A 14,025-nucleotide genomic window follows, 5' to 3' on the forward strand; every position below is an offset into this window, starting at 1 on the left:
CCTGGCCGCAAAGCCGTACTCTTCCACTGTTTTGCAGGTTGCACACAAAGCGAGATAATCGGAGCGTTACGGGCTCAGCGGTTAAATCCACCGATCTCGGAACAGGCCAACGCGCCTGCCAAACCAACAAACGACATGACCTCGTTATGTCGGGACCTATGGGATTACGCACTTCCAACCCATGGCACTCCTGCCGAGCGCTACCTTGCAAAGCGTGGCCTTTCGCATTCGACGGCCGGCCGGTACGCGCCCGGCGCCATTACGTACGAGGCAGGCCGCAAACTCCGTTTACCCGCACTTTTGCTCCCTATGACCCAAAGCGGCCGGCTCCTAGCCTTATTGCGGATCTTCCTGGAAACCGATGGTCACAAATGCACGTGCCTCGATGCCGCCAAGCGAACATTGGGCGATCCGCGGCAAAGCGCGGTACATCTTGGAGCACCAGCTGACGACACCATGAATCTGGCCGAAGGCTTCGAAGACGCAGAATCGGCCATCGTCCTCAACGAACTTAGCGGCTGCTCGGCCGTATGCGGTGTCGAGCGCTATCGTGATCTGTACATACCAGACCATGTCCGCCGGGTCCGGGTTTACTCCCAACATGGCAAAGCCGCCCGAGATGGTCTTGTTCGCGCACACCCGCACCTCACGGCAAATGGTCGACGCCTTCAGATCATATTGCCTCCCCCTGGAGGGGATTGGAACGACGCGCTTCTTGCCAAGGGCAGGGCGAAACGGTGAGAGTTCTCGCGATCCTTGGCGGTTTTGCCTGCGTTTGCGCCGCCATATGGTGGAATGGATCAATCGGCGAGCGACACGACTTCGCGTGTGGCGACGTGGCTCCGAAATCCGTGTGCCAAGGCAGGTCAGGCTTCTTCCGTGGCTTGCACGATGTTCGGATTCTTTTGGCAAAGTCTGCGCGGCATCGAAGGTTGCCTCAGCTTCACCAAGAGGGTGAAGTTTATAAACAGACGCAGAAATCAAACCTCGAACGAGGGGAGGGGCAGGGCGCTCCTCGGGCGAATAACGACTTACCTCCCTGTCCAAATCGATTTGGATAGCCTGAAAGGAAGACCTCGATGCCCCAAAACATTGCAGAATTCCGGATTATCGGCCGTATTGGAAAAATCCGCCCTCTGGAGAAAGTTACCTATGTCAGCGTAGCGTCGAACTACAACCGGCGAGACGGGGACGACTGGAAGACTGATACCCATTGGAACAGCGTCGTGTGCTTTCCCAAGATCGCCGCCCAGGTCGAGAACGCCGAGGAAGGCGACCTTGTTCACATCACCGGGCGGACCCGCGAGAACAGCCATTCGGGTGACGCCGGGATCGTCTACAAGACCGAGCTGATCGCGGATTCCTTCTCAATCCTAGCCCGCAAGATGGCCGAGCAGGACAACTAGAAACGGGGAGGGGCGGGAGCGGCCGGCCGGCACGGCTCTATCTCCGCTTCGCTCCGACCGAACCCACGAAGCGGTTTCGTCCTATTCAGGTCACGATCCTCGCTCGAAGTGGAGGCCGCGCCTGCGCGGCCTTTTTCGTTTCTCAGTCTCAAGGGGGGCGGCCTCCCCCCTTCCCGGCAAGGGCCAGGCCGTCTTCGCGCGGCAAACCGCGCTGCGCTTGGCTCGTGCGAGGGTGTCCCCATCCTTCCGTCCGCTGCGCCTCCGTGCAGGACGGGTGATCCCCCTCCCTCGCACTCGGCCCTCCGGTGCCGGTTCAACCCTCCCGGCTTCGCCAGCGGGCAGAAGCCGATGGATGCCATCGCCTTCGGCTCCATCGAGGAAAAAGGGAAGCCAGCACATGACCCGCAAGATTAAGACCACCCACCAGAACACCGCCCCGCGCGCAGACGTTTACGAGGAAGTCACCAACCAGATTATCGCCATGCTCAAAGAGGGCACCCGCCCATGGTCACCCCGTTGGGCATCGGGCCTTGCCTCTCTTCCCCGTCGCCATGAGGGGACCGCTTATCGGGGCATCAATATCCTTTTGCTTTGGACCGCTGCCATGACGCGCGGCTACGCCAATCCCTATTGGATGACCTACCGCCAAGCCGCCGAGCTGGGCGGGCAGGTCCGCAAGGGCGAAAAGGGCAATCTTGTCGTGCACGCCGGAACTTTCACCCCTAAGGACGGCGAAACCGGTGAGCCTGTCACCAACAGCGAGGGCGAGGAAACGACCCGCAAGTTCCTGAAGCGGTATGTCGTGTTCAACGTCGAGCAGATCGATGGGCTTGATATGTCCAGGTATCCCGCGCCTGCGGTCGAGATGAAGAACCGCGACGAACGCGATACGGAACTGGACGAAGCCTTTGCCCGCTGGCCCGTTCCCTACGCCGAGGGCGGATCGAACGCTTTCTATGATCCTGCCGCCGACCGTATCCAGATGCCCGCCTTTGCTGACTTTGAAAGCGGCAATGCCTTCTATGCGACCCTCGCCCATGAGGCTGTGCACAGCGCGGGGAGCGCCAAGCGGCTCGCTCGCGAAACCCTGCGCGATTACGGAAAAGCGCTAGAAATCAGGGCAGAGGAAGAGTTGATTGCAGAGATCGGAGCAGCCATGCTTTGCGCGCAACTTGGAATGGAGCCGACCGAGCGCGAGGACCATGCCGCTTACGTGGCTTCGTGGTTGACCGCCCTTCGCAATGACAAGCGCGTAATCTTTCGCGCCGCCAGCGCGGCACAGGCTGCCAGCGAAATGATCCTGTCCCATATGGATGTGCCTGCGCAGACGATCGCCGCGTGAGGCAGGATTTGAGGGCGGCGACGCGGTCGCCCTCAAAATGCGGATATGCAGAATTTTGGGCGCTTTTGGTGCCAAAAACGCCCAAAATATGCCTTTTAAGGCGGAAATCGCGCCTTGTTACAGGCTGTTCATAGCGCCTGCGTGATGGAGGTCTAACGCGATCTGGCCGAGCGGGAACCGAGATCAAGCGAGACTGCATTGACGCCCGGAGCAACGGCTTTGCGTGGCTCTCTGCGCGTGTCCATCGTAATCCATTGCCGCCCGTAAGTGCGTGCCACCAGATAGAAAACCGAACCGTGGCAACCGACAACCATGCACTTGTCACGCAGGTCGATCGGCGAGCCGTTTGCGCCAAAGCGCAAAATCTGGATCGACACGTCGACCCGCTGCTGCATCCCGCAGCAGCGGCACTGCGATCGCGCCAGCGCGTTCGTGCGCGCCAGCTCGCCCCAGGTCGAAGCCCAACGAGGGAAAAGGGCGGCAATTTCGGTCATGGGATGAGCCTAGCAATCCGGCTCGTCCCCGTCCATGATGCCTGTTGCGCCAAGCCACTGGCGGACAAAGAAAAGGCCCACCTTTCGGCGGGCCTTTAATTTCCTTAGACGATGAGGGGAGGCGTAAGCCCGCGTTCTCAAAGCCGATGACCCCTTATATGGCGGTAGTGACGGTTTCGTCAATACTGTGCGCAGACAGGATAGCGACCTTGCCTTTCACTCCCGCTGAGCTTGAGGATCTGCCCGAAGTTATCTCGGCGCCGCGCTTTGCCACCTATCTCCAGGCGAAGGGCAATAGCCGGGGAAAGGCGCTCGAGCTCTACGAATGGAATCTCGACATTTCCTCGGCCCTGATTGTTCCTCTCCAGGTCTGCGAAGTAGCGGTTCGCAACGGGATCGCAGAAGCCATCGAAGCCGTCCATGGCGCGAACTGGCCCTGGAACAATGGTTTTATCCGAAGCCTGCCGCGGCCTAAAAGTCGGATTCGCTACAACCCGGCCGACGACCTTCAGGCCTGTGCCCGCAAGCTGCCAACGACTGGCAAGATCATCGCGGAGCTCAAATTTGCCTTCTGGGAGAACATCTTCACCGCCGGACAGGATAGCCGTCTTTGGAACGCACACTTCCGGGCGGTCTTTCCAGGAGCACCGGGAGGGCAGAGCGTGGCCCAATGCCGCGGGCAGGCCTATGCCGACCTTCAGGGCATCCGCCACTTGCGCAACCGGATCGCGCATCATGAGCCGGTCTTCACACGCAATCTGACCGATGACTATCAACGCATCCATGACATGATTGCCTGGCGTAGTCCGACCGCCGCAGCGTGGATGGATGGCAAGCAGAACGTCACCGCCTTGATCGCGCAGAAGCCCTGATTTCGTTTCAGATCAGGGGATAGGACGGGGAGGGGAGCGACCTTGCGGCACGGCTCTATCTCCGCTTTGCTCCGACCGAACCCGTGTACCACGGTTTCGTCCCATGCGGGTGACGATCCTCGCTCACAGATGCGGCGGCGCGGCCGTCAGGCTTGCCTGTCCGACTAAGGAGGGGGCGGCCTCCCCCTCCCTGCCCAAGAGCCGGGCCGTCTTCGCGCGGCAGGTCCGCGCTGCGCTTGGTGATCGCGGCGGTCTCCCCACCCTTCCTTCGCTGCCGCTTCCGTGCAGGGCGGGTGATCCCCCTCCGCCGCGATCAGCTCTCCATGTGCATTCCCACCCCCCGGCTTCGCCAGCGGGCAGAAGTCGATGGACGCCATCGCCTTCGGCTCCATCAGGAAAAAGGGAAACAAGCACATGCCAGATTTCGCAAAAATGTCCGACGACGAACGCGGGGAATATGCAGCGCGCGTTGCCACTCTCAATGATCAACTGCGAGCCGACCTCAGCAACCCCCAGTATGGGCGCGTGGTACTGACTCAGGGCATTCGCTCCCTGATCGAGGACACGGACCTTTCGCCGTTCTGGATCGATAGCGCCGCCCTGTTGCGCATCGTGCGCGATTTTGCCGATTTCAGCGAAGACAACGACCCCCATGGAGAGCGCGACTTTGGTGCGTTCGAATGGAAGGAAACCCGCTGCTTCTGGAAGATCGACTTGTATGATGCTTATCCGGTCAAGGTCTATTCCTTTCAAATTTCGGGCGACTTGGGTTGCGCTATTCCGAGGTTCAGGCATGCGCGATCCGCGCATAGACTTGTATCCGGTCGAGAGCGTTCTCTCGCACCACAATCCGTATTCACATCCTTGGACCGAGCAACGGAGGATGCGGACCAAACTACTACTGGGCGTTTCTTAGGCGCCATCAATCTTCACGGTCACGCATCCAACCAATCCGCGAGGCCTAACGAGCCTGTTGCAACAAAGGCATCAAGCCTGGCGGAGCTCAGCGCCTTGAGGAACCAAGCCGGTTTCCACAAAGCGCCAAAGGGCGATCAACAATTTTCGTGCCAGCGCCACAATTCCCACTTTGGCAGAGCGTTTCCCTTTGCCTTTGAAGCGTTCGCGGTACCACTGGGCGAGTTCGCTATTCGGTTGATAGCGGAGCCAACCCCAGGCCAGTTCAACCATCAAGCATCGAGCCCCCCGGTTTCCTGCCTTGCTGATGCCTTGGTCTCTTTCAACTCCACCGCTCGAATATGGACTGGGCGCCAGCCCCAGGAACGACGCAAGATGGCGCCGACTGGAATAATTCCGACAAAAGACTTCCGCGACCAGCATCGTGGCGCCATTTGCGCCGATACCTCGCAATTGTTGAAGGCGCTCGGCCTTGTCAGGGCATGGAAAGCCGGTTGTTTCGTCTGCAAGGGTTTCCTTCCGGGCGACCTCGACTTGCTTCAGCTGCGAATTCAGCAGGCTAAGGCGCTCGAAGCATCGGGAGACCTGTTGACGGAGGTTCGGATCGAGATTCCGGCCATCCCCTGTTTGCATCCCATCCAACTGCGAAGCCCAGTCCCCGCCTTTCAGGGCTCGCAAATGCTTGATCCCATGAAGCGCGAACAGAGCGCGGATCCGAGAAATGATCTTGGTTCGCTCACGGATCAGGTCTCCGCGTTCACGCATCAACCGCCTGGCATCCTCCTCCTGCGGTGTCGGTACCGTAACCAGTCGACACACACTGTGATCTCCGCCGAGATAAGCTTTCAAAATACCGATCATCGCTTCGGCATCAATCCGGTCGGTTTTGACCCGTTTTCCCCGTCTAGAAACGAGGAAACTCGCGGGATCGAGCACATAAGTGTCGATGCCCCTGTCTCGAAGCAGTCGAGCAAGCCAGAAGCCGTCATATCCAATTTCAAAGCAGAGTCGGATAGCGGCCGAACCGCCAACTCTGGTTTCGGCGCGGGCCTCAAGTTTGCGGACGTGACGAAGCAGGGCCTCCCCGTCGCCAGCAGGAATGTTCGCCAGCGCCACCTTGCTCGCTCCTGGAAGCAGGGAGGCAACAAGCCAAGATCGTTTGCTCAACTCGACGCTCACATAGATGGGCGCCGTTTCAGCGTCGGTAATGGTTGCAGGCATCATGATGCTCTCTCCAGTCGTCGTCGAAACATGAGTTATCGGCCGAAACAGGGCCGGCTCCATAGGATCTACTACGACGCCGCGCTTGAGGGGGGATCGCCGGACCCGGCTGATCCGGGTTTGACCTGCCGCGTCATCACGATCCTTCGCGCCGACGAATACTGATCGGTCAGCATCGAGGGCGGCGCAGCCGTCGCCCTCACCTTCCCCCCTATTCTCGAGGATTTCCAACCATGACCACCATTCTCAAGCTGTCGCAGCTTCGCCTTTCCCCGCTCAATGTCCGCAAGGTCGAGCCGACCGGGATCGAGGCTTTGGCCGACGATATTCACGCGCACGGCCTCATCCAGAGCCTTGGCGTCTACGAGGATGCGGGCAAGTTCTGGGTGTTCGCCGGAGGGCGCCGCTTTCGCGCGCTCGAGCTTCTCAAGAAGCGCAAGGACGTGACCGCTGCCTTTCCCGTCCCCGTCATCATCAAGGACAAGGCCGATGCCATCGAGCTTTCGCTGGTAGAGAACACCCAGCGCGAGAACATGCACCCAGCGGACGCGGTGTCCGCATTCGCCCAGCTTCGCGACGAGGGCGGCATGAGCGCCGAGGATATTGCGGCCCGCTTTGGTTACAGCACTGGCCATGTCGCCAAGTTGCTCCGTCTCGGCAGTCTGGCTCCTGCCCTGCTGGAAGCTTTCGCCGCCGACACGATCGGCATGGAAGCCGCTCAGGCGTTCACCATGAGCGAGGATCACGCCGCGCAGATCGAGGCATTCGAGCGTTGCGGTAACAGTCCCGCCGCGATCCGCCGCGCCCTCACGACCCAGAAGGTTCGCACCGATTCATCGACCTTCTGTTTCGTCGGTCTGGAAGCCTATGAGGCCGCAGGCGGCACGATCACCCGCGACCTGTTCGGAGAGACCGGGTATGCCGATGATCCGGTTTTGCTGGACGAACTGGTTTCCGCCAAGCTGGAGAGCATTCGTGCCGGGTTCGAGGCCGAGGGCTGGAAGATCGTCGAGGTTTCCGCCGAGGCGCCCCACGACATTTACAGCCGTGGTTATCTGCGCCCCGAGACGTGCGAACCGACCAACGAGGAAGCGGCTGAGCTTGCCGGGCTCGATGCCCAGATTGAAGCGCTGGAAGCCGAAGGCCGCGAGGATAGCGAAGAAGCCGCCGCACTGTTTGACCAGCGCGACGCGATCACGGAAGGCTTCGAGGCATTCACCGACGCGCAGAAGGCCAACGGCGGGGTTTGTGCCTATATCGGCTACAAAGGCGATTTAGTCCTTCGCCACTGGACCGTTTACGTCGAGCGGCTCACCGCCAAGGTCGAAGAATCCGGTCCTTATGCCGCCAGCATGATCGAGCGTTTGACGGCCATTCGCACGATGGCGCTGCAACATGAGGTTGCGGCCCAGCCTGCCCTTGCCCTCGACATTCTGCTGGATAGCATGACCGCGCAGTTGCTCCACGGCCAGCAGAGCTACAACCTTGCCGCCGATATTCATCCGACCGTGACCCGCCACACGGTCGAGCAGGACATGCTTGATGGCAGCCGCCTTGCCGACCTTCCTGCCCAGCTTGTCGAGCGGTTCGCGGATATTCCCGCGGATCGTCGTTTCGAGACGATCCGCGCTATGGATGAGGCTGACAAGATGCAGTTGCTCGCTGCATTGGTGGCGACCTCCATCAATGGCACAATCTTCAATCACGGCGGGATCGGCGCGCGGCAGGCTACAGCCGACAAGTACGCCGATGCCGCTGGCCTCGATCTTCGCCAGCACTGGACACCGGGCCAGACCTTTTCGATCGACTCAAGAAGTCGAGCCTGCTGGCAATCCTGGCCGAAGAATGCGGCGAGGGCGCCGCCGAGAATTGCGCCAAGATGAAGAAGGGCGACCTTGCCGTTGCCGTCAACGAGCGGCTGCCCGTTGGCTGGTTGCCCGAACCGGCCCGCCGGTTTACGCCTCTTCGCGAGCAGCCCACGGACGAAGGCGAAATGTCCAAGGTTGCTTGATGTGCTGGCCGGTGGAGCGTGTCGCTCCACCGGCCTCCCTTTCGATGAGGAAGCTGCGCGTTCGGCTCCTGCCTAGTCGCATTTGCACCGGTGCAATTGTAGCCGCATCCGGCTTCCATGTCGCTGCCGGAGCCCCGCTTTCTTGATACGCGCTGTACGCAAATCGGCGCTCTTCACCACAAAAGGGCAGGGCGCAATGCCGGTTCGGCGGCGTCGTTTGAACGCTCTCGCTGCTGGGTGAACGGACGTTCCGACAGATCGCCAAAGGGTGGGCTCCCAACAGCTATCGCAGTGCGACTGGGGACATCCGCGTCCTGATCAGAATCCTGAACCGAGTGAGAGCGAAGCTCTGTGTATAATGGGAACGTCCGTCTTCGCGGGTGCTGTCCGACGCATCTGGTGTCCGGCCCTTGCTATGCGGGAAGGGCTTCGCCCCAAGCAGAAAGCCGCTGCGATGCCGCTACGGTTTCCACGACGTGGACCCTCCGTCTTTCGACTTGCCCGCGCATGGTCCGCCCCCCGTTCCGGCGATGCGTCAGCAACCTTTTGAAGAAGGACAGGACCCATGCAAAATATCGCAGAGTTTCGGATCATCGGCCGCGTCGGGAAAATCGAGATCAAGGACAAGGTAGCCTTCCTCGACATCGCGGCAAACTATAGCCGCAAGGTCGGCGAAGAATGGGAAGACGACCCGCACTGGAACCGCGTAACCCTATTTGGCAAGGCCGCCGAGCGCGCCGCTCGGATCGGTAAGGGCGATCTTCTCCATATCGCCGGCCGGGTACGGCAAAGCAGTTATCAGCGCGAAGACGGCGAGCGGATCTTTAACGTTGACCTTATCGTCGAGCGGTTCGCGGCCCTGCTGCGCAGTGAAAATGGGCGAGGTGGCGATTAGAAGCTGCTCGTAGGTTCCCGAAGGATCGAAGGCGGTGCAACAGCGCCGCCTTCGTCGTTTTATACTGTGAGCCTCAAGCTCACTCCAGGCCTGACTGAGCCAGCGTTGATCGGGCTGACGTCGGACGTTCGAGTTCGGCGAGCTTTTGCGCGATCTCTGCGGCTTCATGCGTTGCGATGGCCTTGGCAATCGCGCGCGCATCGGCCTTCTCCATAGCCGATATCTTTACGCGCCCCAAGGCCGCGAACAACGTGTCGCGCCCGGCGTCGCGGGCAGCCTTCTCAGCTTCCCTGGCTTGTTGGTCGAGCGCGGCGAGTTCGGAGCGCAGCGCCGCGCGTCGGTTCTCGATAGCGGCGAGGGAGGATTTTTTTCGGGCGGGTTTCGGCATGAAAACGGCTCCGTGAAGTTCGAGGATGAGCGCGGATTCTGTCTGATGCCAAGCGTGCTCGCTAGATGTGCTGGCCACGAAATGCGATGAATGGAGTCTGCGCATAGATAGCGCGCACGTCGGAGGAAGGCTGCATCTTGTTGCCTGGGCGATGTGCTTTAGAATGCAGGCAATTCCTCCTTCCACGTTTCTTGGCCTGTTCAGTTTTGGCGGTGGCCCAAGAAGGGGAATTTGGGTTCGGATAGGGATGGCAGGATATGCCAATTGGCACCAATGATAACATTGGTTCGTTTGGCGGCCGCTGCACGGGGCTTCTAGTGGATTGACCGCAACGAAAGAGTCCGTCTGGGGATTCCCACCGGCTTGCAGGCGTGCCAGTCTCGGAGGATGCGCGATGGGATCAGCTTCACCGTTTCGGCTTCCGACCGTCAACGCCTGGACGACATCGTGTCGGCTCCCTTGAGCCCGCAGAAACATGTCTGGCGCGCCCGTATCGTGCTTTTGAGCAGCGATGGCCTGGGGACCTCGGCGATCATGGCGGCCACAGGCAAGTCGAAGACCTGCGTGTGGCGCTGGCAGGAGCGCTTCATGCACGAAGGTGTAGATGGTCTTCTTCGCGACAAGTCCCGTCCGCCCGGCAAGGCGCCAGTGTTGCCCAAGCGCGTGGCCGAGATTGTCCGGCTGACGCAGGAACCGCCGCCGCATGAGGCAACCCACTGGACGGCGCGCGCGATGGCCAAAGCGGTCGGGCTTGCCGTTTCGACAGTGCAGTCGATCTGGAAGGCGCATGGGCTTGCTCCGCATCGCTGGCGCAGCTTCAAGCTGTCGAACGATCCGGCTTTCGCCGAAAAGCTCACCGAGATCGTCGGCCTCTATGTCGATCCGCCCGCCCATGCGGTGGTCCTGTCGATCGACGAGAAATCGCAGATACAGGCGCTCGACCGCACCCAGCCCGGCCTGCCGATGAAGAAGGGCCGCGCCGGTACCCTGACCCATGACTACAAGCGCCACGGCACGACCACGCTGTTTGCTGCACTCAACGTACTCGACGGAACCGTCATCGGGCAGAACATGCAGCGTCACCGCCACCAGGAGTTCATCCGCTTCCTCAATCGGATCGAGCGCGAAGTGCCCAAGGATAAGGCGATCCACGTGATCCTCGACAACTATGCCGCACACAAGAAGGACAAGGTCCAGGAGTGGCTCGCCCGCCATCCGCGCTGGACTTTCCACTTCACGCCAACTTCTTCCTCATGGCTCAATGCCGTCGAGGGCTTCTTCGCAAAGCTGACCAGGCGGCGCCTCAAGCACGGCGTCTTCCACTCCGTCGTCGAGCTCCAGGCTGCCATCAACCGGTTCATCCGGGAGTACAATGCCGATAACCCCAAGCCCTTCATCTGGAAGGCCAATCCGGATGACATCATCGCCGCTCGAAATCGAGGGTTCCAAACGTTGGAGTCAATCCACTAGGTCATGATGGTAGGTGCACGATTGTCCGAGGAACTGGTGGCCGAGATCGATCGTCTCGCCATCGCCCAGGGACAGAGCCGTGCGTCGTGGATCGCCAGCACCTTGCAGCGCGCGGCGCTTTCATCGCAGAACGACAACCTGCCTGTGACCGAGGTGCAGGGCAGGGGCCATCCCGACGATTATGTGCGTGTCACTGTTCGTCTTCATCGCCACGAAATCGATGCGATCGAGGATGTGGCCGGGCCGTTGCACCTCACCCGAAATGAATGGATCAAGCGCACCTTGCGTTGGGCTTTGTGGGACAAGGCGGGGGCGCTGCGGCTTGCACCTGTGAGCCAGACCGAGCTTGGCAAGCTGCGTAAGCAGATCCTGGCGATTGGCCGAAACATCAACCAGGCCGTGCACGCGATGAACGCGGCCAACCAGCCTGAGAGCCGCCTCGAAATGCATCGCGTGGCCGCGCAGTTTCTAGAGACCTGCGCCGACCTGAAGGCGCTAGTGTTCAAGACCCGGCGCGAGCTTTCGTCCTATGTCGGCGGCGAAGTCGGCTACTGGGTCGAGGCGCACAAGGCACAAGACGAGGACGGAGAGGGTGAGCTTTCGCTTCACACCCGGCACGCTCGACAGCCTCGCGGGCGTCTATGCGCCGCCCAAGAAGCGCAAGCCAGGAAGCGGCGGCGGGAAGGCGTCGGCTCCGAAAGCGGGGGGAACGCTCCTTGCCTTCGCGGTCTCTTCAATGCTTCCTTCCCCGTCCAAACCGAGGAACGAGAACCGGCCCAGCGCACAGGCCAAGCATGCTTTTGGCGGTAGCACTTCGGCGTCCGCAACGGGTCGCGCCGTTCGTACCATGGAGCGCACGGCGCGGCGCGCGCCGGAGGTCGTCGTGCGCATCACCGGGCGCCAGCATGGTGGGGGCATGTCCTTGCAAACTTCTCCTACATCAGCCGTCTGGGGCATGGCGAGGACGTCCAGGTGCCTCTCTACACGAGCGATGGCGATGTTCTTCGCGATGGACAGGACATGCGCATTCTTGCCCAGGACTGGCAGGAGTGGGAAGTCGGAGGCGATGATCGGCGCAAGGGCGCGACCTCGATTTCGATGGTCCTTTCGATGCCGGCCGCGACCGACCCCGAGGCGCTGAAGGCGTCGGCGCTTGATTTTGCGCGTGAGGAATTTGCCAATCGCTCGTGGGTTGCCGCTCTGCACGTCGACCGCGATCACCCGCACGTTCACCTGACAATTGCACGTCGTGATCATGATGGGCGGCGGTTTCACCCGAACCGTGATGATCTCTTTCGGTATCGTCAGCGCTTCGCGCAGAAGCTGCGTGATCGAGGAGTCGAAGCGAACGCCACGCCTGCCCGCGCGCGTGGGATCGATCCCAAGCACGAGCCTATTGCTGCGAAGAAAATGCGCGAGAAGGGACAGGTTCCTCGCATCGACAAGAGCCGTGCCGAGCGGGCCGACGTGTTTCGGGAGCGCGGCATTCCCGATCCTGTGAAGAAGGTCCTGGCCGATCGTCATGCGACGGTTTTGCAGACATATGCCAAGTCGATCACAGAGCTTTCGTCTTCCCCGTCCCTGGCCGATCAGGTGCGGGCACAGATGCTATCCAAGTTCATCGAGACGATGCCGGAGCCCGAAAGCAATTCGGAACGAGCCGCTCGAATTGGCTTGGTGTCGTCAGAGCGGGATCTATCTTCAACTTCGGATGATCCCCTTGCGCTTGCACTGAAGCGTTCGGCGGAAATGACGAAGCGCCTCCGAGAAAAGGCCGCTCGTGAGCCTTCATTTTCGAGCACCAACCTTCGTCAGGATCGTTCCCCTGACGGTTCTCTTGCCGAGCGTCAGAACGATCTTTCGAATGGCAACCGCGAGAAGAGTGCCCGCGAGGCGATCAATCGAATGGATGATTTGGTTCGTAATGCTCGCGACGTGGATCGCGAGCAGCGCGAGCGTAATCGCTCAAAGGATAGGGGAGGGCCCGAGCGTTGAGCGAACATGGGACCGAGCTGGTGCTGGCTGCTATTCTCGATGCGATTACCCTGTTGCGTGGTGAAGTTTCTGCGATCGCGGATCGGCAGGATGAAATTCAGTCGCGTCTGGACCATATAGACGCGGGTCTGGCTCCTGTGACCGATGTTCTTCCCGGTTTGGAAATGGTCCTGGCTCATCAAGACGCTGATCGCGGCTTCCAAACTGAAATGTTCCGACGAACGGCGGAACTGGCAGCGCTTACCCATGCTGCGGCTTCAGGTAGGCCCTCTACGCTTCCGGATGATCTGGCCGACCACCCGATACTGGAGCGCTTTGCGTACTTCCAACCTTCGGAAAGGGGATCCAGCGATGTTGCTCTGGCCCGCTGGGGGCAGACGGTGAAGGTGGCCTCGACTGAGGAACTGATCGAGGTTCTGAAGTCCCAATACACCCCTTCGCCCACTGAGTTCGTAGACGTGCGTGTGCTTCGTTTTCGCATGGCTGCGATCACACGCGATGAATTGCAGAACCGCAGTGCGCCCTTGCCAACCGAGCAGGCTCCGGGCTGTATGCGAGACGGTTCATCTATGTCGAAGCAGGCGCGTTTTGCGGAGCTGGCGGCACTATGGCGCGCGGGCGATAGCATCGCCTTACAAGGTGAAGCTGAGCTGGCTGGCGCCATTGACTATTGGATTGCTACGCGTGAACGCTTGTTGTCCGAGGGGCAGACAGTGGCCGTAGTCGACCAGGTGATGTCTAAGCTTCACCAGAAGCTGGATGATGATTTAGTGGCCGGAAGCCTTGTGGCTAGGGATAGCAATGCGCTACACGAAGGAATGGCGCTAGATCGAGATCCAGGGCTCAGCTTGCCCCAACGGGGCTGACTTGCATACGCGCAAACATTTTGTTGCGTTTTCGCTAACCTGAGTGTATATCAAAGGGGTCACGGGCCGCCACACGCCTCCTTGGAGGGTGCAAAAGGGCGGCCCTTCTTATTTGAATGCCGCAAAATCCTTACAATAAGCCCCATGCGA

Annotated in this window: 15 protein-coding genes and 1 pseudogene; 13 read left to right on the top strand and 3 right to left on the bottom strand. The window is 60.4% G+C overall.

Features of this window, described 5'->3' with window-relative positions:
• The first annotated feature begins 135 nt into the window (after nt 1-135).
• The 3 genes from HT578_RS22640 to HT578_RS21930 all read left to right on the top strand — a co-directional run bounded on the left by HT578_RS22640 (nt 136) and on the right by HT578_RS21930 (nt 2,748).
• Nucleotides 136-741, top strand: coding sequence for a DUF7146 domain-containing protein (locus HT578_RS22640; RefSeq protein ID WP_422394406.1), 606 nt, complete (start codon nt 136-138; stop codon nt 739-741).
• A gap of 338 nt (nt 742-1,079) precedes the next feature.
• Nucleotides 1,080-1,406 (top strand): single-stranded DNA-binding protein, encoded by a 327-nt coding sequence (locus tag HT578_RS21925; protein WP_213504604.1) that lies wholly within the window; start codon nt 1,080-1,082, stop codon nt 1,404-1,406.
• A 397-nt stretch (nt 1,407-1,803) separates the two neighbouring features.
• Entirely contained in the window at nt 1,804-2,748 is a 945-nt protein-coding gene (locus tag HT578_RS21930; RefSeq protein ID WP_213504605.1) for an ArdC family protein, read from the top strand.
• Nucleotides 2,749-2,900: 152 nt separating this feature from the next.
• Here the strand turns inward: HT578_RS21930 and HT578_RS21935 are convergent, their stop codons facing one another.
• Complete coding sequence (locus HT578_RS21935) at nt 2,901-3,242, bottom strand: hypothetical protein (RefSeq protein ID WP_213504607.1); 342 nt, start codon at nt 3,240-3,242, stop codon at nt 2,901-2,903.
• A gap of 209 nt (nt 3,243-3,451) precedes the next feature.
• On the opposite strand from HT578_RS21935, the gene HT578_RS21940 reads away from it, so the two are divergent.
• Together HT578_RS21940 and HT578_RS21945 are read left to right on the top strand one after the other, a co-directional pair.
• Nucleotides 3,452-4,114, top strand: coding sequence for a hypothetical protein (locus HT578_RS21940; protein WP_213504610.1), 663 nt, complete (start codon nt 3,452-3,454; stop codon nt 4,112-4,114).
• Between the two features lie 432 nt (nt 4,115-4,546).
• Nucleotides 4,547-4,780 (top strand): annotated as a pseudogene (locus HT578_RS21945) (DUF3768 domain-containing protein); the annotation flags it as partial.
• 321 nt (nt 4,781-5,101) lie between these two features.
• Here HT578_RS21945 and HT578_RS21950 read toward each other — a convergent pair.
• Nucleotides 5,102-6,253 carry an IS110 family RNA-guided transposase gene (locus tag HT578_RS21950; protein ID WP_213504650.1) on the bottom strand — a complete coding sequence of 384 codons (1,152 nt, stop codon included), beginning with the start codon at nt 6,251-6,253 and terminating at the stop codon, nt 5,102-5,104.
• Nucleotides 6,254-6,280: 27 nt separating this feature from the next.
• Between HT578_RS21950 and HT578_RS21955 the strand changes: the two genes are divergently transcribed.
• The 4 genes from HT578_RS21955 to HT578_RS21965 all read left to right on the top strand — a co-directional run bounded on the left by HT578_RS21955 (nt 6,281) and on the right by HT578_RS21965 (nt 9,156).
• Nucleotides 6,281-6,415 (top strand): DUF3768 domain-containing protein, encoded by a 135-nt coding sequence (locus HT578_RS21955; RefSeq protein ID WP_422394407.1) that lies wholly within the window; start codon nt 6,281-6,283, stop codon nt 6,413-6,415.
• Between the two features lie 68 nt (nt 6,416-6,483).
• The gene (locus HT578_RS21960) at nt 6,484-8,133 is read left to right on the top strand and encodes a ParB/RepB/Spo0J family partition protein (RefSeq protein ID WP_213504614.1); all 1,650 of its coding nucleotides are present in this window, start codon (nt 6,484-6,486) and stop codon (nt 8,131-8,133) included.
• A complete protein-coding gene (locus HT578_RS22440; protein WP_277884209.1) occupies nt 8,130-8,261 on the top strand; it encodes a hypothetical protein in 132 nt (43 codons plus the stop codon). The genes HT578_RS21960 and HT578_RS22440 overlap by 4 nt, the downstream gene beginning before the upstream one ends.
• 565 nt (nt 8,262-8,826) lie before the next feature.
• Nucleotides 8,827-9,156, top strand: a complete 330-nt coding sequence (locus tag HT578_RS21965) for a single-stranded DNA-binding protein (RefSeq protein ID WP_213504615.1) — start codon at nt 8,827-8,829, stop codon at nt 9,154-9,156.
• Between the two features lie 79 nt (nt 9,157-9,235).
• On the opposite strand, the gene HT578_RS21970 is transcribed toward HT578_RS21965, so the two are convergent.
• On the bottom strand, nt 9,236-9,544 hold the full coding sequence (locus HT578_RS21970) for a hypothetical protein (protein WP_213504618.1): 309 nt from the start codon (nt 9,542-9,544) through the stop codon (nt 9,236-9,238).
• 387 nt (nt 9,545-9,931) lie between these two features.
• Here HT578_RS21970 and HT578_RS21975 point away from each other — a divergent pair, with 387 nt between their 5' ends.
• The 4 genes from HT578_RS21975 (at nt 9,932) to HT578_RS21990 (ending at nt 13,875) form a co-directional block, all read left to right on the top strand.
• Complete coding sequence (locus HT578_RS21975; RefSeq protein ID WP_213501478.1) at nt 9,932-11,014, top strand: IS630 family transposase; 1,083 nt, start codon at nt 9,932-9,934, stop codon at nt 11,012-11,014.
• Nucleotides 11,015-11,035: 21 nt separating this feature from the next.
• Nucleotides 11,036-11,824, top strand: a complete 789-nt coding sequence (locus HT578_RS21980; protein ID WP_239026649.1) for a hypothetical protein — start codon at nt 11,036-11,038, stop codon at nt 11,822-11,824.
• A 162-nt stretch (nt 11,825-11,986) separates the two neighbouring features.
• Nucleotides 11,987-13,009, top strand: a complete 1,023-nt coding sequence (locus tag HT578_RS21985) for a relaxase/mobilization nuclease domain-containing protein (RefSeq protein WP_239026650.1) — start codon at nt 11,987-11,989, stop codon at nt 13,007-13,009.
• Nucleotides 13,006-13,875, top strand: coding sequence for a hypothetical protein (locus HT578_RS21990; protein ID WP_213504622.1), 870 nt, complete (start codon nt 13,006-13,008; stop codon nt 13,873-13,875). The genes HT578_RS21985 and HT578_RS21990 overlap by 4 nt, the downstream gene beginning before the upstream one ends.
• Nucleotides 13,876-14,025: the final 150 nt, after the last annotated feature.

Origin of the sequence: Novosphingobium decolorationis, assembly GCF_018417475.1 — a bacterium.
Lineage (GTDB): Bacteria > Pseudomonadota > Alphaproteobacteria > Sphingomonadales > Sphingomonadaceae > Novosphingobium > Novosphingobium decolorationis.

Bases quoted from the DNA above. Each gene is read 5' to 3' on its own strand.
- HT578_RS21950 (WP_213504650.1), bottom strand. From the start codon at position 6,253: ATGATGCCTGCAACCATTACCGACGCTGAAACGGCGCCCATCTATGTG.
- HT578_RS21930 (WP_213504605.1), top strand. From the start codon at position 1,804: ATGACCCGCAAGATTAAGACCACCCACCAGAACACCGCCCCGCGCGCA.
- HT578_RS21970 (WP_213504618.1), bottom strand. From the start codon at position 9,544: ATGCCGAAACCCGCCCGAAAAAAATCCTCCCTCGCCGCTATCGAGAAC.
- HT578_RS22640 (WP_422394406.1), top strand. From the start codon at position 136: ATGACCTCGTTATGTCGGGACCTATGGGATTACGCACTTCCAACCCAT.
- HT578_RS21975 (WP_213501478.1), top strand. From the start codon at position 9,932: ATGCGCGATGGGATCAGCTTCACCGTTTCGGCTTCCGACCGTCAACGC.
- HT578_RS21935 (WP_213504607.1), bottom strand. From the start codon at position 3,242: ATGACCGAAATTGCCGCCCTTTTCCCTCGTTGGGCTTCGACCTGGGGC.
- HT578_RS21965 (WP_213504615.1), top strand. From the start codon at position 8,827: ATGCAAAATATCGCAGAGTTTCGGATCATCGGCCGCGTCGGGAAAATC.
- HT578_RS21925 (WP_213504604.1), top strand. From the start codon at position 1,080: ATGCCCCAAAACATTGCAGAATTCCGGATTATCGGCCGTATTGGAAAA.
- HT578_RS21955 (WP_422394407.1), top strand. From the start codon at position 6,281: ATGAGTTATCGGCCGAAACAGGGCCGGCTCCATAGGATCTACTACGAC.
- HT578_RS22440 (WP_277884209.1), top strand. From the start codon at position 8,130: ATGAAGAAGGGCGACCTTGCCGTTGCCGTCAACGAGCGGCTGCCCGTT.
- HT578_RS21960 (WP_213504614.1), top strand. From the start codon at position 6,484: ATGACCACCATTCTCAAGCTGTCGCAGCTTCGCCTTTCCCCGCTCAAT.